This is a genomic window from Pseudomonas trutticola BRTCR10, assembly GCF_056155105.1.
On sequence record NZ_CM149552.1, the window covers coordinates 769,537 to 795,976 of the forward strand.

At 60.9% G+C, this 26,440-nt stretch carries 21 protein-coding genes; 7 read left to right on the forward strand and 14 right to left on the reverse strand.

The genetic code is table 11. The features are described from left to right. Positions 1 to 18 precede the first annotated feature (18 nt). The 13 genes from ACVVH8_RS03280 to gcbA all read right to left on the reverse strand — a co-directional run bounded on the left by ACVVH8_RS03280 (position 19) and on the right by gcbA (position 16,995). On the reverse strand, positions 19 to 2,796 hold the full coding sequence (locus ACVVH8_RS03280) for a hybrid sensor histidine kinase/response regulator (protein ID WP_475228476.1): 2,778 nt from the start codon (positions 2,794 to 2,796) through the stop codon (positions 19 to 21). Positions 2,797 to 2,895: 99 nt separating this feature from the next. Next, positions 2,896 to 4,191 carry a phosphoribosylamine--glycine ligase gene (purD, locus tag ACVVH8_RS03285; RefSeq protein WP_475228478.1) on the reverse strand — a complete coding sequence of 432 codons (1,296 nt, stop codon included), beginning with the start codon at positions 4,189 to 4,191 and terminating at the stop codon, positions 2,896 to 2,898. Between the two features lie 190 nt (positions 4,192 to 4,381). Continuing rightward, positions 4,382 to 5,989 carry a bifunctional phosphoribosylaminoimidazolecarboxamide formyltransferase/IMP cyclohydrolase gene (gene purH / locus ACVVH8_RS03290; RefSeq protein ID WP_475228480.1) on the reverse strand — a complete coding sequence of 536 codons (1,608 nt, stop codon included), beginning with the start codon at positions 5,987 to 5,989 and terminating at the stop codon, positions 4,382 to 4,384. A gap of 82 nt (positions 5,990 to 6,071) precedes the next feature. Beyond that, a complete protein-coding gene (gene fis / locus ACVVH8_RS03295; protein ID WP_002555375.1) occupies positions 6,072 to 6,392 on the reverse strand; it encodes a DNA-binding transcriptional regulator Fis in 321 nt (106 codons plus the stop codon). Then, positions 6,389 to 7,399 (reverse strand): tRNA dihydrouridine synthase DusB, encoded by a 1,011-nt coding sequence (gene dusB, locus ACVVH8_RS03300; RefSeq protein WP_103306130.1) that lies wholly within the window; start codon positions 7,397 to 7,399, stop codon positions 6,389 to 6,391. Before dusB ends, fis begins: the two co-directional genes overlap by 4 nt. 184 nt (positions 7,400 to 7,583) lie before the next feature. Beyond that, positions 7,584 to 8,858 carry a DUF3426 domain-containing protein gene (locus ACVVH8_RS03305; RefSeq protein WP_475228483.1) on the reverse strand — a complete coding sequence of 425 codons (1,275 nt, stop codon included), beginning with the start codon at positions 8,856 to 8,858 and terminating at the stop codon, positions 7,584 to 7,586. Between the two features lie 30 nt (positions 8,859 to 8,888). Continuing rightward, a complete protein-coding gene (gene prmA, locus ACVVH8_RS03310) occupies positions 8,889 to 9,767 on the reverse strand; it encodes a 50S ribosomal protein L11 methyltransferase (RefSeq protein ID WP_103306132.1) in 879 nt (292 codons plus the stop codon). Between the two features lie 33 nt (positions 9,768 to 9,800). Beyond that, complete coding sequence (locus ACVVH8_RS03315; RefSeq protein ID WP_475228484.1) at positions 9,801 to 10,679, reverse strand: EI24 domain-containing protein; 879 nt, start codon at positions 10,677 to 10,679, stop codon at positions 9,801 to 9,803. Between the two features lie 68 nt (positions 10,680 to 10,747). Beyond that, positions 10,748 to 12,103, reverse strand: a complete 1,356-nt coding sequence (accC, locus tag ACVVH8_RS03320; RefSeq protein WP_103306134.1) for an acetyl-CoA carboxylase biotin carboxylase subunit — start codon at positions 12,101 to 12,103, stop codon at positions 10,748 to 10,750. Between the two features lie 17 nt (positions 12,104 to 12,120). Then, complete coding sequence (accB, locus tag ACVVH8_RS03325; protein ID WP_103306135.1) at positions 12,121 to 12,585, reverse strand: acetyl-CoA carboxylase biotin carboxyl carrier protein; 465 nt, start codon at positions 12,583 to 12,585, stop codon at positions 12,121 to 12,123. A 48-nt stretch (positions 12,586 to 12,633) separates the two neighbouring features. Then, positions 12,634 to 13,086 carry a type II 3-dehydroquinate dehydratase gene (aroQ, locus tag ACVVH8_RS03330; protein WP_093430249.1) on the reverse strand — a complete coding sequence of 151 codons (453 nt, stop codon included), beginning with the start codon at positions 13,084 to 13,086 and terminating at the stop codon, positions 12,634 to 12,636. A 240-nt stretch (positions 13,087 to 13,326) separates the two neighbouring features. Continuing rightward, positions 13,327 to 15,273, reverse strand: a complete 1,947-nt coding sequence (locus ACVVH8_RS03335; protein WP_475228487.1) for a methyl-accepting chemotaxis protein — start codon at positions 15,271 to 15,273, stop codon at positions 13,327 to 13,329. A 51-nt stretch (positions 15,274 to 15,324) separates the two neighbouring features. Further along, positions 15,325 to 16,995 (reverse strand): diguanylate cyclase GcbA, encoded by a 1,671-nt coding sequence (gcbA, locus tag ACVVH8_RS03340; RefSeq protein WP_103306137.1) that lies wholly within the window; start codon positions 16,993 to 16,995, stop codon positions 15,325 to 15,327. Positions 16,996 to 17,429: 434 nt separating this feature from the next. On the opposite strand from gcbA, the gene ACVVH8_RS03345 reads away from it, so the two are divergent. From ACVVH8_RS03345 to ACVVH8_RS03375, 7 genes are all read left to right on the forward strand, one after another. After that, entirely contained in the window at positions 17,430 to 18,497 is a 1,068-nt protein-coding gene (locus ACVVH8_RS03345) for a DUF2333 family protein (protein WP_103306138.1), read from the forward strand. A gap of 3 nt (positions 18,498 to 18,500) precedes the next feature. Beyond that, complete coding sequence (locus tag ACVVH8_RS03350) at positions 18,501 to 19,058, forward strand: NUDIX hydrolase (protein WP_475228489.1); 558 nt, start codon at positions 18,501 to 18,503, stop codon at positions 19,056 to 19,058. 187 nt (positions 19,059 to 19,245) lie between these two features. Beyond that, positions 19,246 to 19,617 carry a translation initiation factor Sui1 gene (locus tag ACVVH8_RS03355; RefSeq protein WP_475228492.1) on the forward strand — a complete coding sequence of 124 codons (372 nt, stop codon included), beginning with the start codon at positions 19,246 to 19,248 and terminating at the stop codon, positions 19,615 to 19,617. 220 nt (positions 19,618 to 19,837) lie between these two features. Further along, complete coding sequence (gene speA / locus ACVVH8_RS03360; RefSeq protein WP_093430253.1) at positions 19,838 to 21,751, forward strand: arginine decarboxylase; 1,914 nt, start codon at positions 19,838 to 19,840, stop codon at positions 21,749 to 21,751. 233 nt (positions 21,752 to 21,984) lie between these two features. Then, positions 21,985 to 23,328, forward strand: a complete 1,344-nt coding sequence (locus ACVVH8_RS03365; RefSeq protein ID WP_213027437.1) for a type VI secretion system Vgr family protein — start codon at positions 21,985 to 21,987, stop codon at positions 23,326 to 23,328. Beyond that, positions 23,325 to 24,119: a DUF4123 domain-containing protein gene (locus tag ACVVH8_RS03370; protein WP_475228494.1), complete on the forward strand. Its 795-nt coding sequence runs from the start codon at positions 23,325 to 23,327 to the stop codon at positions 24,117 to 24,119. The genes ACVVH8_RS03365 and ACVVH8_RS03370 overlap by 4 nt, the downstream gene beginning before the upstream one ends. Before the next feature lie 17 nt (positions 24,120 to 24,136). Further along, positions 24,137 to 25,012, forward strand: coding sequence for an alpha/beta hydrolase (locus tag ACVVH8_RS03375; protein ID WP_213027439.1), 876 nt, complete (start codon positions 24,137 to 24,139; stop codon positions 25,010 to 25,012). On the opposite strand, the gene ACVVH8_RS03380 is transcribed toward ACVVH8_RS03375, so the two are convergent. Further along, on the reverse strand, positions 25,006 to 26,355 hold the full coding sequence (locus ACVVH8_RS03380; protein ID WP_475228496.1) for an MATE family efflux transporter: 1,350 nt from the start codon (positions 26,353 to 26,355) through the stop codon (positions 25,006 to 25,008). The two genes, ACVVH8_RS03375 and ACVVH8_RS03380, sit on opposite strands and share 7 nt — an antisense overlap. Between the last annotated feature and the right edge of the window lie 85 nt (positions 26,356 to 26,440).

Sequence of the window (26,440 nt, forward strand, 5' to 3'; positions counted from 1 at the left end):
GCCAAACAGTCTGTCGGCTCAGGACGGTAGTGGGGTGGCCCGGTTCTGCTGATCACGCTGGGCAACCCAGTGCTCGATCAATTCGCGCAACTGCGACAGCTCGACGGGTTTGGACATGTGCCCATCCATCCCCGCTTGTCGCGCGCGCTCCTTGTGCTCGGCGAGGATGTGCGCCGTCAGCGCGACGATCGGCGTGCGGATCCGTTGGTTGCTGACTTCCCACGCACGCAATTGCTGGGTCGCGGAGAAACCGTCCAATACCGGCATTTCACAATCCATCAACACCAGATCGTAACGCTGGGCTTTCATCGCTTGCAGCGCTTCTTCGCCGTTGCTGGCGGTATCCGGTTGCAGGTTGAGTTTGCCGAGCATGCCGCGAATCACTTTGGTGGAAATCGTATTGTCTTCGGCGACGAGGATGCGGAAGTCGCTGGGCACTTTCGCCGCTGTGGCCGGGGTGACCACTTGTGGCTGAAACACTACCTGACCTTTGTTGCGCTGGTTGAGTTCGTCCGCCAGGGTGGTCTTGAGGGTGTAGCCGGCCACCGGTTTGGCAAGGATGCGTTTGATTCCCGAATTGCGCGCAATGATCTTGCTCGGCGCGTTGCTGATGCCGGTGAGCATGATCAGCAGAATGTCGTGGTTCAGGCTCGGGTCTTCCTTGATCTTGGCCGCCAGTTGCATGCCGGTCATACCGGGCATGTTCTGATCGAGCAGGACCACATCAAAGTAATCGCGCAGGTGCGCCTTGGTACGCAGCAACGCCAGCGCTTCCTTGCCCGATGGCACGGCGCTGACGTTGAGGCCCCAGGCGCTGCATTGCTGCACGAGGACTTTGCGGCAGGTGTCGTTGTCGTCGACCACCAGCACCCGTGCGCCTTGCAGCGGACTGTCGAGATCGGACGTTGGATGTTCGAGGCGGTCAGGGTCCAGCGGCAGGGTCAGCCACAGGGTGCTGCCCTGATTGGTGCCGCTCTTGATGCCGAATTCACCTTGCATCAAACGGATCAGTTGCCGCGCGATCACCAGCCCCAGATTGCCGCCCAGTCGATTGGCCGAGAGAAAGTGCTTGCTGTGCAGTTCGGCGTGCATCAGCGCGTCGCGCTCTTCTTGTTCCATCGGTGCGCCACTGTCCTGCACGGCGATGCGCAGGCGCGGTTTGCTGCTGCGCTCGTCGAGGGCGACCACAATCAGCACCTCGCCTTCTTCGGTTTTCTTCAGGGCGTTTTCCAACAGGCTCAGCAGGGTCTGGCGCAGACGCGTCGGGTCGCCGCTGATCACCCGTGGCACTTGCGGCTGAATGAAGCTGATCAGCTCGACATTCTGTTGTTCGGCCTTGGCGCGGTAGATGCTCAGGCAATCGTCGATCAAGGCGTTGAGGTCGAACTGCACGTCGTCGAGTTCGATCTGCCCGGATTCGAGCTTGGAGATGTCGAGGATCTCGTTGATCAGGGTCAGCAGTTCGTTGCCGGCGCTGTGGATGGTTTGCACGTAGTCACGTTGCTTGACCGACAGCGGCGTACCGAGCAGCAGTTCGGTCATGCCCAGCACACCGTTCATCGGGGTGCGGATCTCATGGCTGATCTTGGCGAGGAATTCAGCCTTGGCGTTGATCTCGGCATTGCTGGCGGCGAGGTCGCGGCTGATGCTGAAACGGCTTTCGGTGATGCTGCGCTGACGCTCGCCCAGCGCAATGCTCATCAGCAGGCCACTGACGCAGATGAATGCCATCAAGGTCATGATCAAGCCTTGCGGTGCGACCAGCGTCAGCCCCAGCAGCGCCGGAAGAATGATCAGCGTACCGATGTTGAACACCACCATCGCGACCACGAACAGGCGTGCCGGGCGGTAGCCTTTCTGCCAGTGATAGGAGGCGACCAGCAACATGCTCAGGCCGGCCAGCGCCACCAGCGCGTAAGTGATGATGTTCAGCGGCAGGGTGTTGACGAACAACAGCAGCAAGCTACAGGTCACGATGAACAGGATGTCGCCCAGCAGCAGTTTGTTCAGCGGGTGCGGGCCGAGTGGAGCGAAGAAGCGCAAGGCGAACATCAACCCGGCCGGGGCGGTCAGCAGCAAGGCCAGATAAGCGCCCGGGGTCTGGATCGCGTGCCAGTTCGGCAGCCACGGGCCGGCGAGGTTGAGCAACAACAACAGACTGAGGCCCAGCAGGCCTTCGCACACCGCCAGCCACAGGCTGCTGCGCGAACGGGAATAGGCGTAACGCACCAGATTATGCAGCAGCAGCATGCCGAGACAGCCGAACAGCAAACCGAAGATCAGCGTCTGATTATGATTGGCCGCGCTCATCACCGCCGATTGCAGGGTGATGTGCGGGCGCAACTGATGGTCGGAAACCATCCGCAGATAAACGTCGAGGGGTTTGTCGCTTTGCGGCAGCGGCAGCATGAAGTCGCTGCTCGGCAACGGCCGTTCGGCCTGGGGCTGGTCGGTGCCGGTGTTGCGTTGCTCGATCAGCTGGTCGCCGTCGAGTACGTACAGATTGAGGTGTGACAGGTCGGGGGCGAAGACGCGCAGCACTTGTTCGTGCTTGCCCGGCGCCAGCCGGAAGCGCAGCCACAAGGCGCCATCGGGCTCGGCCGCGGTGAGGCGGTCAAGGTCGATGGGGCTGAATTGATTGGTGTAGCGAGCGGAACGGATGTCGCTTAATTGCAGATTGCCCTGATCATCAAGCAATACCGACCAGCCACTGCCTTGCGCGGCCTGGGCCGGAAGCATGCAGAGCAAGGTCAGCAGCGTGACGGTGAAGCTTATGGCAATCCTGAGCCAGCGCACGGCGAAATCCCTTCGTAGGTTGATGCCAGAATATAACGATGCGCGACGGCGGAACAGCCCGGCGAGGAAGGGCATCCTTCGCCGGACTTGGTGTGCAGCTTATTCCTGGGTTTCGCCACGTTCACGGGCAATGGCGCGGTAGCCAATGTCCTTGCGATAGAAGCAGCCTTCCCAGTCGATGGCCGCTGCCAGCTTGTACGCCTGCTGTTGCGCGTCGCTGACGCTGGCGCCCATGGCAGTGGCGCAAAGCACGCGGCCACCGGCGGTGACAACCTGACCGTCCTTCAGCGCAGTACCGGCGTGGAAGACTTTGCCTTCCAGCTTCGCCGCTGCGTCCAGACCGTTGATCGCCGCGCCTTTGGCGTAGTCGCCCGGGTAACCGCCAGCGGCCAGCACGATGCCGACGCTTGGACGCGGATCCCACTGCGCTTCAACCTTGTCCAACGCCTGCGCCAGTGCAGCTTCAACCAGCAGCACCAGGCTCGATTGCAGGCGCAGCATCACCGGTTGGGTTTCCGGGTCACCGAAACGGCAGTTGAACTCGATGACTTTCGGGTTACCGGCCTTGTCGATCATCAGACCTGCGTAGAGGAAGCCGGTGTAGACGTTGCCTTCTTCAGCCATGCCGCGCACGGTCGGCCAGATCACCAGATCCATCACGCGTTTGTGCACGTCGGCGGTGACCACCGGGGCAGGGGAGTAAGCGCCCATGCCGCCAGTGTTCGGGCCGCTGTCGCCGTCGCCAACACGTTTGTGGTCCTGGCTGGTGGCCATCGGCAGAACGTTTTTGCCGTCGACCATGACGATGAATGAAGCTTCTTCACCGTCGAGGAACTCTTCGATCACCACACGCGAACCGGCGTCACCGAAAGCGTTGCCGGCGAGCATGTCGCGTACCGCGTCTTCGGCTTCAGTCAGGGTCATGGCGACGATCACGCCTTTACCGGCAGCCAGGCCGTCGGCCTTGATCACGATCGGCGCGCCTTTTTCACGCAGATAAGCCAGGGCCGGCTCGATCTCGGTGAAGTTCTGGTAGTCGGCGGTCGGGATCTTGTGGCGTGCGAGGAAGTCTTTGGTGAAGGCTTTCGAGCCTTCCAGCTGCGCAGCACCGGCGGTCGGGCCGAAGCAGTCCAGGCCACGGGAGCGAAACAGATCAACGACGCCAGCGACCAGCGGCACTTCCGGGCCGACGATGGTCAGGGAAACGTTTTTCTCGGCGAAGTCTGCGAGCTGCTCGAGGGCCAGCACGTCGATGGCGACGTTCTCGCACTTGGCTTCAATCGCAGTACCGGCGTTGCCCGGCGCGACAAAAACCTTTTGCACGCGCGGATCCTGAGCCACTTTCCAGGCCAGGGCGTGTTCACGGCCACCGCTGCCAATGATCAAAACATTCATTTCAAAAACCTCGGATGACGCTAATTCTGTTTTTAGAGCCTAAAGCGCTTCACGCTGTAGGAGGTCGCAATGAAGGCGGTAGATGCAAGGCGGAGTCGACCTTGATGAGCGGAGTTGCCTTTTGGCAATGAGCATCATCGAGGTCGGCTCCAACGCAGCAGCTGCCGGCTTCAGTGCGGCCGTCGACTGGTTAGTGACGGAAGTGGCGCATGCCGGTGAATACCATGGCAATGCCGGCCTCATCAGCAGCAGCAATCACTTCAGCATCACGCATCGAGCCGCCCGGCTGGATCACCGCAGTGATACCCACCTTGGCTGCGTTGTCGAGGCCGTCGCGGAACGGGAAGAACGCATCCGACGCCATCACCGAACCGGCAACTTGCAGGCCGGCGTGCTCAGCCTTGATCGCGGCGATACGCGCCGAGTTTACGCGGCTCATCTGGCCGGCGCCGACACCGATGGTCTGACGGTTTTTGGCGTAGACGATGGCGTTGGATTTAACGTACTTGGCGACTTTCCAGGCGAAGATCAGGTCGTTGATTTCCTGTTCGGTCGGTGCACGCTTGGTCACGACTTTCAGGTCTTCGCTGCCGATCATGCCGATGTCACGGCTCTGCACCAGCAGGCCACCGTTGACACGCTTGTAGTCCCAGGCCGCTGCGCGGTCAGCCGACCACTCGCCGCAGGCCAGCAGGCGTACGTTGGCTTTGGCCGCGACAATGGCGCGAGCTTCTTCGCTGACGCTCGGGGCGATGATCACTTCAACGAACTGACGCTCGACGATCGCCTTGGCGGTCTCGGCATCCAGTTCACGGTTGAAGGCGATGATGCCGCCGAATGCCGACTCGGTGTCGGTGGCGTAAGCCAGTTCGTAGGCCTGACGAATGCCGCCTTCAGCGTCCGGGCTCACGGCCACGCCGCACGGGTTGGCGTGCTTGACGATCACGCAGGCCGGTTTGACGAAGCTCTTCACGCATTCCAGCGCGGCGTCGGTGTCGGCCACGTTGTTGTACGACAGTTCTTTGCCTTGCAGCTGGGTCGCGGTGGCGATACCGACTTCGGCAGGCTTGGCCTCAACATAGAACGCCGCGCTCTGGTGCGGGTTCTCGCCGTAACGCATTTCCTGCGCCTTGATGAACTGGCTGTTGAAGGTGCGCGGGAATTCGCTGCGGCCTTCGGTGCTGAGTGTCTCGGCAGTCTGGTTCACGGTGCCCATGTAGTTGGCGATCATGCCGTCGTAGGCGGCAGTGTGTTCGAACGCCTTGAGCATCAGGTCGAAACGCTGAGCGTAGGTCAGGCCACCGGCCTTGAGGTTTTCCAGAACGTTGGCGTAATCGCTGGCATTCACCACGATGGCCACGTCTTTATGGTTTTTCGCCGCCGAACGGACCATGGTCGGGCCGCCGATGTCGATATTCTCGATGGCGGTCGGCAGGTCGCAGCCTGGCTTGTTGATGGTGGCTTCGAACGGGTACAGGTTGACCGCCACCAGATCGATCGGCTTGATGCCGTGTTCGTTCATGATTGCGTCGTCGATACCGCGACGACCGAGGATCCCGCCGTGGATTTTCGGGTGCAGGGTTTTCACCCGGCCGTCCATCATTTCCGCGAAGCCGGTGTAGTCCGCGACTTCCACTGCGGCAACGCCGTTGTCGCGCAGCAGCTTGAACGTTCCGCCGGTGGAGAGGATCTCGACGCCCAGAGCTTCAAGCTCCTTGGCGAATTCGAGGATCCCGGTCTTGTCGGAAACGCTGATCAAGGCGCGGCGGATCGGCAGGCGGGTAGTCTGGTCGGTCATCTCAATTTCCATCAAAAGCAAAGGAAGTCAGCAAAAAAGGCGACCGGTTTTACGCGGGCGCCTTTCTGGTTTGATTGAATGCTTACAGCAGATCGTACTGCTTGAGTTTCTTGCGCAGCGTGCCGCGGTTGAGTCCCAGCAGTTCACTGGCCTTGGTCTGGTTGCCCTTGACGTAGTTCATCACGCTTTCGAGCAGGGGAGCCTCGACTTCGGAGAGCACCAGGTTGTACACGTCCGTGACGGACGCGCCCTCAAGGTGGGCGAAATAATTGTGCAGCGCCTTCTCGACACTCCCGCGAAGGGTCTGGCCTTCTTCGCTCGGGGTGTTGAGGTGCTGTTTCAAATTCACGTTGTCGCTCACGGGTGTTGTTCCACTCACTAAAGTCTCGGTCATCATCGTCATGCGGCCACCCCTTCATCGTCCCCTGTCAGGCTCTTGTAATGCTCGGCGAAGAACTCCCGAACATTGGCGCATTGTGTTTCCGTACCATCCAAACGATTGAAACGGGCGCGAAACTCCCTGGCGCCCGGCAAGGTTGCGAGATACCAGCCCACATGCTTTCGAGCAATGCGCACGCCCATCACGTCCCCATAAAAAGCGTGAAGTGCGGCCAGATGCTCTAGCAGAATGCGTTCCACCTCGATCAGCTCCGGTGCCGGCAATTTCTCGCCGGTACGCAGGAAGTGATCGATCTCGCGAAAAATCCATGGCCGCCCTTGGGCGGCTCGGCCTATCAACAGGCCATCGGCACCGGTCGCGTCGAGCACGTAGCGGGCCTTCTCCGGCGAATCGATATCGCCATTGGCAAACACCGGCATCGACACGGCCTGCTTGATCGCGGCAATCGTGTCGTACTCGGCTTCACCGGTATACAGATCGGCGCGCGTGCGGCCATGCACTGCCAGCGCGGTGATCCCGGCCTGTTCGGCGATCTTCGCCACGGTCAGGCCGTTCTTGTTGTCGCGATCCCAGCCCGTGCGGATCTTCAGGGTGACCGGCACATCAACCGCAGCCACCACGGCCTGCAGGATCTCGGTCACCAGTGCTTCATCCTTCAACAACGCGGAGCCGGCAGCCTTGTTGCAGACCTTTTTGGCCGGGCAACCCATGTTGATATCAATAATCTGTGCGCCCAGTTCGACGTTGGCCCGGGCCGCATCCGCCAGCATCTGCGCGTCGCCACCGGCAATCTGTACCGAGCGTGGCTCGGGATCGCCTTCGTGGATCATGCGCATGCGCGACTTGCGGGTATTCCACAGGCTCATGTCACTGGTGACCATTTCCGAGACTACAAGCCCTGCGCCCAGACGCTTGCACAGCTGACGAAAGGGCTGATCGGTGACGCCCGCCATCGGGGCGAGAATCAAGCCGTTCTGCAATGTATATGGGCCGATGCGTACCGCCGACATAGGACTTCCCTGAAGTGGGGCCGGATCATGAGAGTTCGAAAAAGGGTTGGCATGATACCCGCTCTCGATGACTGGATAAAGGCTGAATTGAACAAAATCTGAACAGTTATTCTGTTATCGCCAGCGGTTTGGTTGCGCCACGCGAAGTCAGAAAATTGCCGTCAATTGAAAAGCGTGAAGCGATTCACTCGGGCGAGTGAAAACTGAGGCTGTAATTCACCGCTTTCTGGCCTGGATCAAGAATATCCAGCGCGATGTGAATCGGTGTCTGCGGCGGCATCTCCGCCAGACCTTCGAGATCGCCACTGAGGTATTCGCCGGGTTTGAAGCGACGACTGGCGATCAAGTGGCCGTTGAGGTCGGCGAAGCGTAGTTCCAGCAGTGGAAACGGTTGCGAGAACGTTGCGCGGTTATAGATGATCGCATCGACCACCAGCGCGCCGCTGAACTCCGGATGACTGCGCACCACCAGATTGCTGCTCTTGATTCTGGCGATGTCGACCTTGGACGGCACCGTGCAACCGATCTGCGGGCAGGCTTGCTGGAACCATGGGCGGTACTGATCCTGTCGCGCCAGTTCATCGAAATGGTAGGCAATGTACTGAGCCGCCAGGCCGAACGCTGCAATCAGCACCAATAACAGCCAGAGCAGGCGGCGGCCCCACGGCGAACGGCGTTTTTGCCAGTCCAGTTGCAGCGGATCGTCGGTCAGGTCTTGCAGGACTTCGGCGCGCACGCCGGGTTCTGCGCGCTCGCGTTTTTTGCGTGGCGGTTCGATCGAAGGCAGGTCGTCGTCGACTTCGTCGCTGGCCGACAGGTGTTCGCGACGGGCATTCGGATCGATCGGATCGTGCAGGCGCAGTTGCGGAATGGCTGGCTCGTCATCCAGATCCACCGGTTCCAGCGACAGCGAAGGTTCGGTGCGCGTACTTTTTGCCGGCTCGGGTTCAACGATCTCGGGTTCGGCTTCTGGCTCGGCCTCGGGCAGATGCTCATCGTCGCGTGCGCTGAACAGACTGTCGCGCCACTCGGTTTCATCGGCTTCGGCGCTGTCACGGCGGGCGCTCAAGGCGTCTTCACGTGGGCGACCGAATTCGGTGGTCGGCTGAATTTCCCGTTGTTCGAGCCGGGCGAGTTCTTCGTCCAGATCGAGGCTGTCGAGATCCAGCTCCGAGGCGCTCCACTGCTTTTGACTGATGGCGCGCGGCGCGGGTGGCTCTACGACAGTGGGCGATTCCACCACCGGCGGCGGTGCAACCGGCGTCGGCTCGACAATTGAGGGGGCGACCGGCGTCACCGCGTCCTTGCCGGCGTGTTGCTCAAGCAGCTGTTTGGCGGCGTTGAACACTTGCAGGCAGGAGCCGCAACGAACCACCCCGCGGGCCACGCTCAATTGAGCATGGCTGACGCGGAAACTGGTTTGGCAATGCGGGCACTGGGTGACGAAACTGTCGGTCATGCGGCGATCCGGATTATGCAGTCGGCCATTCTAGCGCCGACGGCCGGTGATGCGCACCCAGCCATCGCGATTGGCGATCGGGTCGAGATCGAAGTCCTGGGCGTACGCGGCCGCGACTTCTTCACCTTGTTCGGCGAGGATGCCCGACAGGGCCAGGCGTCCACCGGACTTGACCAGGCTGGTCAATTGCGGCGCCAGTGAAACCAGCGGGCCGGCCAGAATGTTGGCGACCAGCACATCGGCCTGAACCTGCGGCAGATCTTCCGGCAGGTACAGCGGGAACAGCTCGTCGGCGATGTTGTTGCGCCCGGCGTTGTCACGCGAGGCTTCCAGCGCCTGCACGTCGATGTCGGTGCCAACGGCTTCCTTGGCGCCGAGCAGCAGGGCGGCAATCGCCAGAATCCCCGAGCCGCAACCGAAGTCGAGCACGTTGCAGCCTTTCAGGTCCTGACCGTCGAGCCATTCCAGGCACAGCGCTGTGGTCGGATGAGTGCCGGTGCCGAACGCCAGACCCGGATCCAGCAGCAGGTTGACCGCGTCGGGCTCAGGCGCGGCGTGCCAGCTCGGCACGATCCAGAGACGCTGGCCGAAACGCATCGGCTGAAAGCCGTCCATCCAACTGCGTTCCCAGTCCTGGTCTTCGATGACTTCGCTGTGATGCTCGGGCAGCGGGCTGCCGGTCAGCAGTTCCAGATGGGCCAGGACCGGCGCAGGCTCGGTACCGCCCTCGAACAGCGCCAGCAGGTGCGTGTGCTTCCACAGCGGGGTGGTATTGAGTTCCGGCTCGAAGATCGGCTGGTCTTCGGCGTCCATGAAGGTCACGGATACGGCGCCGACTTCAAGCAGCGCGTCTTCGTAGGTCTCGGCCTGTTGCGGAGTGATGGCGAGACGGACTTGTAACCAGGGCATTGTGGAACCTCGAAGACGCTGAAAAATGGACCTTTACAGGGGCGGCAAGCTTACTTGAGGTGCGCAGACCACGCCAGCCGGGCTTTGCGCGCGCTCCATCCCTCGGTAGGCCAGATGGCAAGAACCTGCACCGAGTAGCGCCGGGACCAGCAGATTGAGGACGGGCACCAGTGCGATGAGGAAGATTAGCAGGCCGAAGAAAATCATGGCGCCTCGTTGTTGTCGGACGGCTTGCAGTTGTTCGCTGCCACTGGCGATGCCGGAGAGTGCGGGGGCGGTGAGGAAGCGTACGTTCAGATAGGCCAGCAGTACGATCAGCAATGCACCGTTGATGACGGGAACCAACAGACACACAATAGGGCCGATCCCCAGGCCCAGCCACGGGGCGACGTAGTAGCGTGCGCCGCTGAGCAGCTTCGCAGAGCCGCGAGTCTGCTGAGTCAGGTGTGGGTATTGCTGCAGGGCACGTTGGCGCAGGCTGCCCATCAACACCCAGCGCAAGGCCAGGCGGATGCTCAGCACAATCAGGCTGAGATACAACAAGACAATCACGGCCAGTGTCAGCAGGGCGGCATAGATCAACAGCATGCCAAGGACGCCGGCGCCGCTGGCGACCCCGGTAAAACCGCCCCCGGCCCCTACACCGCCAAGTCCCAGGCCGCCACCGGTGGGGATAAAACCCAGCACCGCGCCGCCACCGACGATGAACAAGGAGAGGTAGCCTGAAGCGATGCTGATCAATTCAAAGTGGTTGTAGAAGAGCCAGCTCCACAGGCCGAAGGCCAGCAGGCACAGGAGGCTAGAGCGCATCACAATGCCGGGGCGCAGGCTGGAGCGTAACGCCAGGGCCAGGCAGGTCATGGCTTCGCCGAAGGCGCTGCCGATCGATTGGCAACGGGTTTTCAATGTCATGTTTTGCGTCCTTGCAGAATGAGAAAAGGCCGCAGTACGCGGCCTTTTCGGGTGTTACACAGGGCTGATCAGTGTTCGCTGGCCAGCTTGTGTTCCAGATAGTGGATGTTGACTCCGCCTTTGCAGAAGCCTTCATCACGAACCAGATCACGGTGCAGCGGGATGTTGGTCTTGATCCCGTCAACCACGATTTCGTCCAGAGCATTGCGCATGCGGGCCATGGCTTCGTCGCGGGTAGCGCCGTAAGTGATCAGCTTGCCGATCAGCGAGTCGTAGTTCGGCGGAACCGCATAACCGCTGTACAGGTGCGAATCGACGCGAACGCCGTTGCCGCCTGGGGCGTGGAAATGCTTGACCGTACCCGGGCTCGGCATGAAGGTTTTCGGGTCTTCGGCGTTGATCCGGCATTCCAGCGAGTGACCGCGGATAACCACGTCATCCTGCGTGAACGACAGCTTGTTGCCAGCGGCGATGCTGAGCATCTCCTTGACGATGTCGATACCGGTGACCATTTCCGAAACCGGGTGCTCCACCTGAACACGGGTGTTCATTTCGATGAAGTAGAAACGGCCGTTCTCGTACAGGAACTCGAAAGTGCCGGCGCCACGGTAGCCGATGTCGATGCACGCCTTGACGCAGCGAGCCAGAACTTCCTGGCGAGCTTTCTCGTCGATGCCCGGTGCCGGTGCTTCTTCGAGAACCTTCTGGTGACGACGTTGCAGCGAGCAATCGCGGTCGCCCAGATGGATGGCGTGGCCCTGGCCGTCGGACAGCACTTGCACTTCGACGTGGCGCGGGTTGGTCAGGAATTTTTCCAGATAGACCATCGGGTTGCCGAACGCCGCGCCAGCTTCGGAGCGGGTCAGTTTCGCCGAGGCGATCAGGTCTTCTTCCTTGTGCACCACACGCATGCCGCGACCACCACCGCCGCCAGCGGCTTTGATGATCACCGGGTAGCCGACTTCACGACCGATGCGCAGCGCCGTTTCTTCGTCTTCCGGCAGCGGGCCGTCAGAACCTGGAACGGTTGGCACGCCGGCTTCGATCATCGCGTGCTTGGCCGATACCTTGTCGCCCATCAGGCGAATGGTGTCGGCTTTCGGGCCGATGAAGGCGAAGCCGGAGTTCTCGACCTGCTCGGCAAAGTCGGCGTTTTCCGCGAGGAAACCGTAGCCTGGGTGAATGGCGGTAGCGCCAGTCACTTCAGCCGCCGCAATGATTGCCGGGATGTGCAGGTAAGAGTGCGCGGCAGAAGCCGGGCCGATGCAGACGGATTCGTCTGCCAGACCCAGGTGCATCAGCTCTTTGTCGGCCTTGGAGTAAACGGCGACGGTCTTGATGCCCATCTCTTTGCAGGCACGCAGAATCCGCAGGGCGATCTCACCGCGGTTAGCGATCAGAACTTTTTCCAACTTCGCAGTCATCAAAGGCTCTCCGCAGTTCAAACGATGGTGAACAGCGGTTGGTCGTACTCAACCGGCTGGCCGTCTTCGACGAGGATGGACTCGATCACACCGCTGGTTTCAGCTTCGATGTGGTTCATCATCTTCATGGCTTCGACGATGCACAGAGTGTCGCCTTTCTTCACGGTCTGGCCGACTTCAACGAAGGACGGCGAGGTTGGCGAAGATTTACGGTAGAAAGTGCCGACCATCGGCGAACGGGCAACAGTGCCGTTCAGCGCTGGAGCAGCAGCGGCAGCCGGGGCTGCAGCAGCGACCGGAGCAGCAGCGGCGGCAGGTGCAGCGGCCGGTGCTTGCATCGGAGCCGGCGCGTAGTACTGCTGAGCCGGCGTCTTGCTGTGACGGCTGATGCGTACGGACTCTTCGCCTTCCTTGATCTCGAGCTCGTCGATGCCGGACTCTTCCAGCAATTCGATCAGTTTCTTAACTTTACGGATATCCATGAATCATCAACTCCCAAGGGTCGGTCAGGGGCGTTTAACGCTTGTAGTTCAAGCCGTTGCCTGTGTTTCAAGCTGTTCTAGTGCAGCCTCCAGGGCCAGTCGGTAACCGCTGGCGCCAAGGCCGCAGATCACTCCCACCGCTACATCGGAGAAGTAAGAGTGATGGCGGAAAGGTTCGCGTTTGTGCACGTTGGACAAATGCACTTCGATGAATGGGATGCTCACTCCCAGCAACGCGTCACGTAATGCAACACTTGTATGTGTAAATGCGGCTGGATTGATCAGGATGAAATCCACTCCCTCGCCGCGTGCGGCGTGGATGCGGTCGATCAATTCGTACTCGGCATTGCTTTGCAGATACAGCAGATGATGGCCGGCTTCACGGGCGCGGCGCTCCAGATCCTGATTGATCTGCGCCAGGGTCGTCGACCCATAGGTGCCCGGTTCGCGGGTGCCAAGCAGGTTCAGGTTGGGGCCGTGCAGCACCAGTAGGGTTGCCATCTGCGTAGTCCTTGTGATGAATGAGCAGTCGTCAGAACCCGGCGACTATGCCGCAAAGACTTTGTGACTGTCCAGTTCTATGCAATAGCCAGCACGATAGCCGATGTTTGCGCAAAATATGTGACCGTGTGATTTGATTCGGTCATTTGTGGTGTACGGACCGACGCCTTCGCGGGCAAGCCCGCTCCCACAGGGTTATGTATTTCAATGTGGGAGTGAGCCTGCTCGCGATAGCGATTTTCAGACGCGGAACGCCTGGACGGCGGTATGAAGCTGGCCGCCTAGCACCAGCAGGTTCTCGCCCTGTTCGCGCCCACGGCCGATACGCAGCAAGTTATCCCCACCCAACTGATGAATCCGCTCGCTGTGATCACGAATCTCGCTGACCGCGCCACTTTGCTGGGCGGTGATATCGGCAATGCGGATCGCCGTGTCGGAAATGGTCTGGATCGCACCGACGATTTTATCCAGCGCCCCGTCAGCCGCTTGCGCCTGATTGGCGGTGGCTTCGGCGTGTTCGACCTGCGCGCGCATACCTTCAACCGATTGCCGGGCGGCGCTTTGCAGGCCGGCAATCAGGGTTTGAATCTCCGCCGTCGCCCCGGCCGTACGCTGCGCCAGCGAGCGCACTTCCTCGGCCACCACGGCAAAACCGCGACCCATTTCCCCGGCCCGTGCCGCTTCAATCGCGGCGTTGAGTGCCAGCAGATTGGTCTGGTCGGCAATCGAGCGGATCACCGTCAAGACGCCGCCAATGGTCGCCGACTCCTCGGCCAGATGTTCGATCATCTGCGCATTGCCTTGCACCTCACCGACCAGGGCGTGCAGGCCGGTCAGGCTCTGGCCGATGACGGTTTGGCCGTGTTCGACGGCCAACCCGGCATGACGGCTGGCATCGGCAGCCTGACGCGCATCGCCGGCGACTTGCTGAATGGTTGCCTCCAGTTCGCCGAGGGAATCGCGAATCAAAGCGGTATCGCCAGCCTGATGCTCGGCGCCGCTGTGCAAGTCGTTGCTCAATTCGGCAAGGGTCCGGCTGCTGCCCGCCACTTGCTCGGCATTGCCACGAATGGTCGCGACCAGATCCACCAGATAGGCACGCAAGCGGTTCAGCGAGGCTTCGATGTCGTGCAATTCGCGGTTGGTCTTGCCCAGATGAATGTCGCGACTGAAATCGCCTTCGGCCCAGGTCGACAGTGCCGGCGCCAGATTGGTCAGGGTGCGCGAGAGCCGGCGCTGCAAGGTATCGATCAGCAACGCGATCAGCAGAATGAGGCCGATCATCACGCCCTGCATCAGTCGCACTTCTGATTGAATCTGCCCATGTTGCGCACGCACTACCGGTTCCAGGCCGGCGATGGCCTGCTGTACGGCGGCGATTTTCTGATGGGTGGCGGCGCTGAGGTCGGCGCGTTTCTGGATCTGATCGCGAGTGCGTGCAAGTTCGGCGGGGTAGCGGCCAAGCAGGCTGTTGAGTTCACGTTTGAGGCCCACGCCGGCATCTTCGGCAACGGCTTTTTTGGTGCTTTCGATTCCCATCATGGCGGCGAAATCATCGCTGCTCGATTCAGTGCTGGTGACCACTCCGAGCAAGGGCAGGGCATCGATCACTTGCGCCTGCGCGCGGATATTACTGACCTCGCGCTCAACGTCGGCGGCCAGTTCACTGCGTCCGCTGCTGACCAGTTTGTCCCGCGCCAGCGACAGTTTGCCCAAGTGCTGCGAAGCGGCGAGCAGTGGCGTCAGGTACGTCGCGTTGCCATTGGCATAGGTGCTGAGCTGCTCGAGGCTTGCACTCAATTCGCGCTCGGCCTGCAACAGCAAGGCTTGCGGATCACCGGCCAGTTTGCCGGCGGCGAGCAAGTCGGTTTTGCTGAATTCTTCAAGGCCGGTCAGGCTCGGGCGCAGGCTGTCGGCGAGCGCTGGCGGCAGTTCAGCGAGTTCTTTCTGCAAGCCGTCGATGGCCTGGGTGGCGCTGCTCAGGCGTAGGGCGTCGCCATTGGCGAGGTAGTCCTCGACGTTGCGCGCCACCTCGTTCTGAAACCGCTGCGACAGCCCCAGATAACGCTCCATCAGCAGATATGGGAGTTCCAGGGCTTTTTGTGACCACCACAGCGTGGCGCCAAGTGCGAGGCACACGGCGACCAGCAGCAGCGTATTGAGATTGGTGAGCAACTTCAGGCGCATGACGGCTACCAACGGCAGAAATGGTAAGCGTCTGAATTTATTGCGGTTCTGTTACAGGGTTATGACCGAATCGGTGGATTCCGATGAAAAAGTGGCACTTTGCTTTGAGTCCCGCGCGGTCTGCACCCGATTGCGCCCTTCACCCTTGGCGCGGTACAGCGCCTCGTCGGCCTGGCTGGCCATCATCAGGCTGTCAGAGTCGTCGCGCATTTCCACCACGCCAGCGCTGAAGGTGCACCACAAGTCCTGTGGCTGTGCCGGGTAATGGATTTCAGCGAAGCGCTGGCGGATCTCGTCGAGCACTTTGTGCGCCGCCTCGATATCGGTGTCGGGCATGACGATGGCGAACTCTTCGCCGCCGTAACGACCTATGAAATCGGTCTTGCGCAAACGTTGCTTGAGGAACAGCGCCAGGCTCTTGATCACGCGGTCGCCCATCGGGTGGCCGTGGCTGTCGTTGACCCGTTTGAAGTGGTCGATGTCGAGCATGGCAAAGCTCAGCGGCTTGTTTTCGCGGCGGGCGCGGAACGAGCAGTCTTCAAGCAATTGCAGGATATGCGTGTGGTTGTACAACCCCGTGAGGCTGTCGCGGACCATGCGCGCCTTGAGATTGCGCGCGCGGGCGGCGCGGTTGCGCACCGTCGTGATCAGATGCCGTGGCTTGATCGGTTTGGTCAGGAAATCGTCGCCGCCCTCGCTCATGGCGTCGAGCTGCTTGTCCAGATCGTCCTCGGCCGACAGGTAAATGATCGGCACGCTGACGTAGCGGTCGTTGTGGCGGATGACTTTGGCCAGTTCGGTACCGGTGCAGGCCGGCATGTACATGTCGAGGATGATCAGGTCCGGCTGGAAATCCGCCAGCTCCGCCATCGCCTGAATCGGTTCGATCAGCGTGCGGGTGACGATCCCGGCACTGTTGAGCAGGCGCTCGGTGTGCAAGGCCTGCGCACGCGAATCGTCGATGATCAGCACTTTATAGGGTTCGTACTGGGCGACGCAGGTGAGGACTTCGATCTTTTCCAGCAGGCTCGACGCTTCGAGGGTGCCGGTGAGGAATTCCTGACCACCGGCGCGTACAGCGGCGAGGCGTGTCGGCGTGTCGGTTTCGTGCAGGCTGAAAAACAGCAGCGGCAGCGGTTCGTCCAGACCTACCTGGGCTTCGGCGGCCAGTTTCAGGCCGATGCCGGGGCCGCTGAAGTCGACGTCCATGACGATCGCCGCTGGCAAGCGTTCGACCATCGAGGAGCGAAATGCCGCGACGCTGTCCAGCGCCTGCGCGGTCAAACCGAAAAACTCCAGTTGTTTGGCCAGGCGCTCGGCACGGTCGTGATCCTGCAACATCACGTAGATCGGCTTGCGCAATGGCGGCAGGAACGTCTGGTCGAGTTGATCGCCATGGCGCAGGCCGGTGCGCGACAGGCGCTGCATCAAGCGATTGAGGTCAGTGATCAGGCCGCTGCTCAGGCGTCCGCGATTGGCGTCCACCGCTTCCAGCGACTGACTGATATGGCGCGCGAGCTGGGTATGCTCGGGCTGTTCGAAACGCTCGGCAAAACGCAACAGGCGCAAGTTGGCCTCGCTCAGTTCGGCGAGGTCGACGGTGGACCATTCACTGCGTTGCAGGCGCTGCCATATCTCAAGAATCTGACGTGCCTGATGAATTACCCGCTGGGCAAAGTGGTGCTTGAGACGCTCACGGCTGGGGTCTTCTGGCTCGGTCATATCCTGACTACTAGTTAGGGTGCATGCTGAGATCGACTGGTGGCTCTATGCTAGCACCTCTTTTCCCTTAGACGAGTGTCGCACGTCAATAATCTGCAATGCGTCACTATTCAGTTTCTGACCGAGTGGTTTTGTTTTTGACCTCTTCGTCGGTCAAGTCCCCGTACGCATTGGGGATGGCAGCGAGCAGGCCGGCAATTCGTTGAATTTCTGCGCCGCTGACATCATCGTGGTGAATGCGCTTTTCGAGGGTTATCAATGCGCTGCGAAGGAGTCATAGGGGAGGTGGCATCAGGGATTCCCTTAGATCTGACAGATGCACCAGCGACCTGCGCGATTTGCTGCTTATCTTTAAGCGCGGGTGCCCGGCCTTGGCACGTTGTTGTATGGTTGTGGTCGAACCGATGAACTCAAGTGATTGAAAGGATATCGCCATGCTGGACTGGAAAAACCGCGCGGGCAGCGCGCCTGAACGTGCCGCCGAGCCCAAGTCGGCCACCCGCAGCTATGTCGGTGGGCTGCTGTTCAGCCGCGCGCTGGCCACGCTCATCGGTATTTATCTGCTGGTGACCATTGGCCTGGGCTGGTACTGGAGCCAGGAGCCGGCGCTGTTTCCGGTGGCGCAAAACGCCCAGGCGGCCGCTGAAAAAGAAGGCAAGCAAATGGTAGTCGGTTACACCACGGTCGAAACCTTGAAGACCGTCGCCGGCACATTGCTCGACAAGCCGGGCGGCTACATCTCCAACGACCGCTTCCCGCCGGGCCTGTGGATGGACAACACGCCGAGCTGGGAATACGGCGTGCTGGTGCAGGTGCGTGACCTGACCCGCGCACTGCGCAAGGATTTCGCCCGTTCGCAATCGCAGTCGGCGGAAGATGCCGATCTGGCCAAGGCCGAACCGCGCTTCAACTTCGACAACAAGAGCTGGATCCTGCCGTCCAGCGAGTCGGAATATCAGGAAGGCATCAATTCCCTGAGCCGCTATCAGGCTCGTCTGTCTGATCCAACCCAGAAAAACGCGCTGTTCTATGCGCGCGCCGACAACCTCAACAACTGGCTGGGCGACGTCGGTACCCGTCTCGGTTCGCTGTCGCAACGTCTCTCGGCCAGCGTCGGTCGCGTCAAACTCAACACCGCGCTGAAAACCGAAGTCCCGGCAGTCGGCGAAGTGCCGCAGGTTGATGAAGAAGTCGTCGAGACCCCGTGGATGCAGATCGACAACGTGTTCTACGAAGCACGCGGTCAGGCCTGGGCACTGTCGCACTTGCTGCGTGCCATCGAAGTCGACTTCGCCGATGTGCTGGCGAAGAAGAACGCCACGGTCAGCGTGCGTCAGATCATCCGTGAACTCGAAGCTTCGCAAGAGCCGGTCTGGAGCCCGATGATCCTCAATGGCAGCGGCTTCGGTGTGCTGGCCAACCACTCGCTGGTCATGGCCAACTATATTTCCCGAGCCAACGCCGCAGTGATCGATCTGCGCCAACTGCTCAATCAGGGCTGAGCCATGGTCGATAGCGCCAAAGAGGCGGCCCACCGCGCCGCCTCCGATGCCGAACAGATCGCCTGGGTCGACGAGCAGGACAACCTGCTCGGCGCCTTGGTACGGGCCGATTTGCGCGAGCGCGGGCTGATCGGCCGTGGGACCTACATCATGCTGTTCAATTCCGCCGGTGAGCTGTGCGTGCACCGGCGCACCTTGAGCAAGGCGATTTATCCGGGGTACTGGGACGTGGCGGCGGGCGGCATGGTCCAGGCGAACGAGACTTACGCCGAATCGGCAGCCCGTGAGCTGGAAGAAGAGCTGGGTGTGAGTGGTGTAGCGCTCACCGCCCACGACCATTTCTACTTCGAGGACACCGGCAATCGCCTGTGGTGCTCGGCATTTTCCGCAGTCTGGGACGGTCCGTTGAAACTGCAGCCGGAAGAAGTCCTGGAAGCGCGCTTCATTCCGGTCGAACAAGTGCTGCTGGAAATCAAGCAAAAGCCTTACTGCCCGGACTCTCTGGCAGCGTTGAAGCGCTATCTCAAGGCTCAGCAAAGCGACGTCGCAAAGAACACATAAATTGGCGCCGATTGGCACTTAGCATTTAGGTTTTTTGCCGTTACACTGCGCGACCTTTTCAAGCTGCACCGGCCTGCTTTTATTGAAGAACCGGTGCAGTAGCGCTGCCCCTGCCTGAGTGGGGCTTCGCGGTCGATGACCTTGCCCAAGGTCGCGATCAGTCTTTGTCCTCCCAAGAGGATTGCCGGTGGCCAAAAAAGCCGCATCCTTCGCCGCCTTAGGTGGCCTGGTATTTTCCACCGACGCAGGTCGTCATTGCCCGGAATGCAGTAAACCGGTGGACGCCTGTATCTGCAAACAAACCGTGATCCCCGCCGGCGACGGCATTGCCCGCGTGCGTCGCGAGAGCAAGGGCCGTGGCGGCAAGACGGTGACCACCATCACCGGTGTGTCACTGGCCGAAGACGCGCTCAAAGAGTTGGCGACAACGTTGAAGAAACGTTGCGGCACCGGCGGCGCGTTGAAAGACGGGATCATCGAAATCCAGGGCGATCATGTCGAGCTACTCTTGGCAGAACTGATCAAGCACGGTTTCAAAGCGAAGAAGTCCGGCGGCTAGCAGCCTCTGTGAAAACCACCTGCGGCTTGATCCGGCTCTGAATATCTTCGGCTCCGGCGTCGTCTCCATGGTTTTCACAGAGCCTGTTCATGACCGGTTTCTAAACTCCACGCAGTCAGCGCGGTCTACCACCGCGCTGACGAACCGTCATTTTCATTCTTTAGACTGCGCCGGCCTGAACGTCAGGCGACGCACTATGACTTCTTTATAGGGGACTTCGATGTCCGTACGACGCACACGCAAAGACGATGGCAGCCAATGGACAGTTGCGGACAGCCGCAGTGTTTACGGGATTCGCCATTGGGGGGCCGGGTATTTCGCGATCAATGACGCCGGTCGCGTCGAAGTTCGTCCGAACGGCCCGAGCAGCTCGCCTATCGACCTGTTCGAGCAAGTCGACCAACTGCGCAAAAGCGGTTTGTCGTTGCCGTTGCTGGTTCGTTTCCCTGACATCCTGCAAGACCGTGTTCGCCAGTTGACCGGTGCATTCGATTCGAACATCGAGCGTCTTGAATACCAGAGCAAGTACACCGCGCTGTACCCGATCAAGGTCAACCAGCAAGAAGCGGTGATCGAGAACATCATCGCTACCCAGGACGTTTCCATCGGTCTGGAAGCCGGCTCCAAGCCTGAGTTGCTGGCCGTACTGGCACTGGCACCGAAGGGCGGCACCATCGTCTGCAACGGTTACAAGGACCGCGAGTTCATCCGTCTGGCGCTGATGGGCCAGAAGCTCGGCCACAACGTGTTCATCGTGATCGAGAAAGAATCCGAAGTCGGTCTGGTGATCGAAGAAGCCGCCTCGTTGAAGGTCAAACCGCAGGTTGGTCTGCGCGTACGTCTGTCGTCGCTGGCGTCGTCGAAATGGGCGGACACCGGTGGCGAGAAATCCAAGTTCGGTCTGTCGGCGGCGCAGTTGCTGTCGGTAGTCGAGCGCTTCCGCGCTGCCGGTCTGGATCAGGGCATTCGCCTGCTGCACTTCCACATGGGTTCGCAAATCGCCAACCTGGCTGACTATCAGCACGGCTTCAAGGAAGCGATCCGCTACTACGGCGAGCTGCGCAACCTTGGTCTGCCGGTTGATCACATCGACGTCGGTGGCGGTCTGGGCGTCGACTACGACGGCACCCACTCGCGCAACGCCAGCTCGATCAACTACGACATGGACGATTACGCCGGTGTCGTGGTCGGCATGCTCAAGGAATTCTGCGACGCGCAGAGCCTGCCGCATCCGCACATTTTCTCCGAAAGCGGCCGCTCACTGACCGCCCACCACGCGATGCTGGTGGTGCAGGTGACTGACGTCGAGAAACACAACGACGAAATCCCGCTGATCGAAAACAAGGAAAACCTGCCGGAAACCGTGCAGTGGCTGGTCGACCTGCTGGGTCCGACCGACATTGAAATGGTCACCGAAACCTACTGGCGCGCCACCCACTACATGAGCGATGTGGCCGCACAGTACGCCGACGGCAAACTGACCCTGGCCGAGAAAGCCCTGGCCGAGCAGTGCTACTTCGCCGTGTGCCGTCGCCTGCACAACTCGTTGAAGGCGCGTCAGCGTTCGCACCGTCAGGTGCTCGACGAGCTCAACGACAAACTGGCCGACAAGTACATCTGCAACTTCTCGGTATTCCAGAGCCTGCCGGACACCTGGGCGATCGATCAGGTGCTGCCGATCATCCCCCTGCACCGTCTCGACGAAGAACCGCTGCGCCGCGCGGTGCTGCAGGATCTGACTTGCGACTCCGACGGCAAGATCAACCAGTACGTCGACGAGCAGAGCATCGAGACCAGTCTGCCGGTGCACGGTCTGAACGAAGGCGAAGACTACCTGCTGGGCGTGTTCCTGGTCGGCGCCTATCAGGAAATCCTCGGCGACATGCACAACCTGTTCGGTGACACCGACTCGGTGAACATCTATCAGAACGCCGATGGCAGCGTGTACCACGCCGGCATCGAGACCCACGACACCATCGAAGACATGCTGCGTTACGTGCACTTGTCGCCGGAAGAACTGATGACTCACTACCGCGACAAATGCGCCAGTGCCCGCATCAGTGCCAGCGAGCGCACGCAATTTCTCGATGCCTTGCGTCTGGGCCTGACCCGCTCCTCCTACCTGTCTTCCTGAGGCCAGGTTGCTATCTTGCCGGGTTGTCTGAAATTTTCCCGAAAGCTGTGGAAAATTCGGATGACCCGGTGGGATATATCCCAAAATCTTCGCGAAATGCTTGGCTATCCCCGCCAGCAAAGTCATCCGGTCTGCTTTTCGCGTAGGTCATTTCCTAAGTTGTACTTCAGCTCTCTACTCGGCCATGGCTCTCGGCGAGAATCCCCGACCGCCCCTCCTGTAGAGATCCGCCTATGTTCGATCCAGTCTGCGAGTCGTCGTTTCGTCTCGATGTAGCGGGCCTGTCCGACCCTTTCGAAGTCTTGGCCTTTACCGGTAGCGAAGCCATCAGCGAACCCTTTGCGTTCGAAATCGATGTGTTGATCGACGATCCGCAATTGGATCTCGCCGGTCTGCTTTACCGTTTCGCGTATTTGTGTTTCGGACCGTCAGGGGAGGGCGTGCACGGGCAATTGCAGAGCCTTGTCCAGCATGAACACGGGCTCGGTTCGAGGTTGTGCCGGATTCGTCTGGGGCCGAAACTCGGTTGCCTCGATCTGCGCATCAGTCAACGCATCTTTAGTGGCCGTTCGGTGCCGCAGATCATCGAGCAAGTGCTCAGGGAGCATGGGATTGTCGGCGCTCAGCGACGCTTCGAGTTGCACGGCGACTACCCGGCCCGCACGTTCTGCACGCAATACCGTGAATCGGATCTGCAACTGTTGCAGCGTCTGTGTGCGCAGGCGCGGATTCACTATTTCTTCGAGCACGGGCGCGACCGGCATTGCCTGGTGTTCGGCGACGATCAGGCGCAGTTGCCATTGGCAGGCGCTGCGCTGTATCAGGACGTAGATGACGGCCATCGCGTCGCCCCCACCGTGCATCACTGGCAATTTGAAGAAATTTTGCAGGCGGATTCGCGGCAGGCGCAACGAGCCGAAGGGCGCAGCGATCTGACCACGTTGCGCAGCGGTCACTGGCTGCGATTGGTCGGCCATCCTTTCGCCGAGTGCAATCGTCAGTGGTTGTTGACCCGTATTGAACATTGCGCTGATCCGTCCCTCGATCTGCCTTATGCCAACCGGCTGTTTGCCGCTGCGCAGCTGTCGCCGGCGGCGGTTGCGGCAGCGTCACGGCTGCGCATGCATAGCCTGCAACGGGCCTGGGTGGTGACGGTCGACGAACCGCAGCCCGACCGTTTGCGGCCGGTGGCGGTGCAATTCGACTGGCTCTATCAGGGCGAGGGTGCGGCGCCAAGTCACTGTTGGCTGCCGCTCGCGCCGTCCTTGGCCGAGGCGCCGTTGGCGGCACTGGGTGATGGGGTCGAGGTGGTGGTGAGCTTCTTTGAAGGTGACCCGGATCAGCCGATGATCAGCGGCGTCTTGCAACCGCCGATGGCTGTCGCGCAGATCACCGATGATCCTCCGTTGCCGCTGCCGGACAAATTGGTGAGTGAAGGGTTGCAGCAGTTGCTGGCGTCTGGCGAACCGTTGTTGCTGTTGTGCCTGATCCCGGGCGGCGGCAGTTTCAGCCACTGCGCAGAGGCCGTGTGCAGTTGTCGGCTGATGGCTTCGCTTGAACAGAGCGGCGCAACATGAGCGGCGCGGCGCTTGAGCCTAAGGCGCAATGGCTGCTGCTCGACAGCCCGGATGCTGCGCGGGCGCTGACGGTGTTACGCCAGGCGTTTCCCGGAATACGGCGCTTCTGGCTGTTCGAGGGGACCGAATTCGAGCCGGTCAGCGAACATGGCCCGGTATTGGTCGACCTGTGCGACAGCTCCGCGTTGTCAGCATTGTGTCACAGCGATCCGGACACCTGGCGTGGGCTGTTGCTCAGCAGCGACGCGCCTGCGCAGGTGTTGCTGAGTCACTTGCAGCGCATGCTCACGGTCTCGTTCGGATTAAATCATCGGGCCTTGCTCAGCTACTACAACCGCCAGACCGCGAGCTATTTTTTCGACGCCTGCGATGCCGGCGAATTGAGCCGCTGGCTCGGGCCGATCCGCCAGTTGCGCTGGTTCGGCGGCACCTGGGCCGACCGTGCAATAGGCAGTCAGGGCTGGCAGCAGTTGCGCAATCCGGGGCTGGTGGTCGAACCCTTGAACATCGAAGAAAGCCTCACCCGGCGTCAACGCGAACATCTGCAAACGTGCCTGCTGGAACAGCACATCTGGCGGTGGTGCCAATCGCTGGGAACCGACTACATAACGATGGCCTCCCATGTTCAACAGGGGCTGGCGCTGGGCTTCAGCGACCGCACCGTGCTCGATGGCTGGTTGTGGCTACGCTTGCTGCATCCGCGTGCCGTATTGGTGCCGCCACCCGAGGGATTAACCCAGCAGGAGCGGCTTGAGCATGTGCGGCGCCAATGGCGCGATGGTCCGGTTTGACATGAGGTTTGGCGCCTATGAGAGCTTTTTTTCGGCAAAGGTTTAGCGCGTTGATCGGCGCTGTTGTGCTATTGGCGCTGAGCGCCTGTTCGCCGGTGAAACTGCTCAATGCCTTGACCCCGGACAGCACGTTCGAGAAAACCGCCGGCATTGCTTATGGCGACGATCCTCGGCAGAAACTCGATGTGTACGTGCCACGTCGGGCGCTGGCGGATGCGCCGGTGGTGGTGTTTTTCTACGGTGGCAGCTGGAACAGTGGTGCGCGCGAAGACTACGGCTTTGTCGGCGAGGCGCTGGCGTCTCGCGGCATCGTCGCGGTCGTGGCGGATTATCGGTTGTTTCCGCAGGTGCGTTATCCCCTGTTTCTTGAGGATGGCGCGCGAGCGGTGGCCTGGACCCGGGCGCACATTGGCGAGTTTTCCGGCAATCCGCAGCGCTTGTATCTGATGGGGCACAGTTCGGGTGGCTACAACGCGGCGATGCTGGCGCTCGATGGCAGCTTGCTCGGTGCGGTGGGCATGTCACCGAAGGATCTCAGCGGCTGGATCGGCCTGGCCGGGCCCTACGATTTTCTGCCAATCAAGAATCCCGAGGTGCGTCCGGTGTTTTTCTGGCCGGACTCACCGCCGCAATCGCAGCCAATCAATCATGTCAGTCGCGGCGCGCCACCCGCCCTGCTGATCGCGGCGAGCAAGGATGACCTGGTCAACCCGACACGCAACACCGGCGGTCTGGCGCGCAAACTGCGCGAAGCCGGGGTGCCGGTGCAGGATCTGTACTATTCGCGGCCCAGTCACATCACCTTGGTCGCAACGCTGTCGCGACCGTTGCGACGACTGGCGCCGGTGCTCGATCAAGTGGTCGGGTTCATCGAGCACACGCCGACTCAGTGAGCGCCGCCATTGAACCAGCCGTCGTTGCGCTTGAGCCACCAGGCCTGCGCACCGAGGGTCAGGCTGCGCAGCACCATGAACAGCAGAAATGTTATCCACAGACCATGATTGCCCAGACCTTGCAGCAGCCAGGCGAACGGCACGAGAAAAACCACGGTCATGAGCATGCCGTTGCGCATTTCCCGGGCACGGGTGGCGCCGATGAACAAGCCATCGAGCAAATAGCTCCAGACCGCAATCAATGGCAGCACGGCGAGGTACGGCAGATAAATGAACGCGGTGTCGCGCACGCTTTGGATATCGGTCTGCATTTCGATGAACAAGTGACCGCCCAGCAGAAACAACAGAGCAAAACCGAGGCTGGCGATCAACGACCAGCCTCCGGCAACCACCAGCGAGCGACGCAAGGCGAGGCGATCACGAGCGCCGATGGCGTGGCCGCACAATGCCTCGACCGCGTGGGCCAGACCGTCCAGCGCATGGGCCGTCAACAGCAAACCGTTGAGCAACAGGGCGTTGGCGGCGACTGTTGCGTCGCCGAGTCGCGCGCCTTGCACCGTGATCAGGAAAAATACCGATTGCAGCGCCAGGCTGCGAATGAAAATGTCGCGATTGACCGCCAGCAGTGGACGCCAGCTCTGCCACAGCTTGAGTGCGGCCCAGACGATGTGCCCGGGATAGGCGCGCAGCGCCTTGCGCGTCTGCAACAGGCCGAGCAGGGCACCGCACCACTCGGCAATCACCGAGGCCCGGGCCGAACCGACCACGCCCCAGTCCAGCCCGATGACGAACCACAGATTGAGGGCGATGTTGATCAGGTTGGTGGTCAGCAGAATCGCCAGCGGCGCCCGGGCGTTCTGGGTGCCGAGGAACCAGCCGACCAATGCATAACTGGCCAGCGCGGCAGGCAAACCGAACAGCCGGGTGTGAAAAAAGTCGCGAGTGAGTTGATCAAGCTCCGCCGATGGCTGCATGAAGTGCAACGCGACACCGCTCAGTGGTACGCCCAGGATGCCTAGGACCAGTGCCAGCCCCATCGCCAGCAACAACCCCTGCAAGAGGATCTGCCGCAACGCTGCACCGTCGCTGCGCCCGGCGGCCTGAGCCGCGAAGCCGGTAGTGCCCATGCGCAGAAAACCCATGGCCCAGGCGAGAAAGGTGTACAGGCTGGCGCCAACTGCCACCGCGCCGAGTTGATGGGCGTGCGGCAAATGGCCGATGACGGTGCTGTCGACCAGCGCCACCAGCGGCACGGAAATATTGGAGAGAATCATCGGCGCGGCAAGCGCCCAGACCTTGCGATGGGTCGTGCGGTCGCGCCAGTCGGCAATCAGGTTGGACATGCGGGCTCCTTGGGGGAGCGGGATTGTAGCGATTCAAGCGATCCAATGTGGGAGCGAGCCTGCTCGCGAAGGCGATATGTCCGTC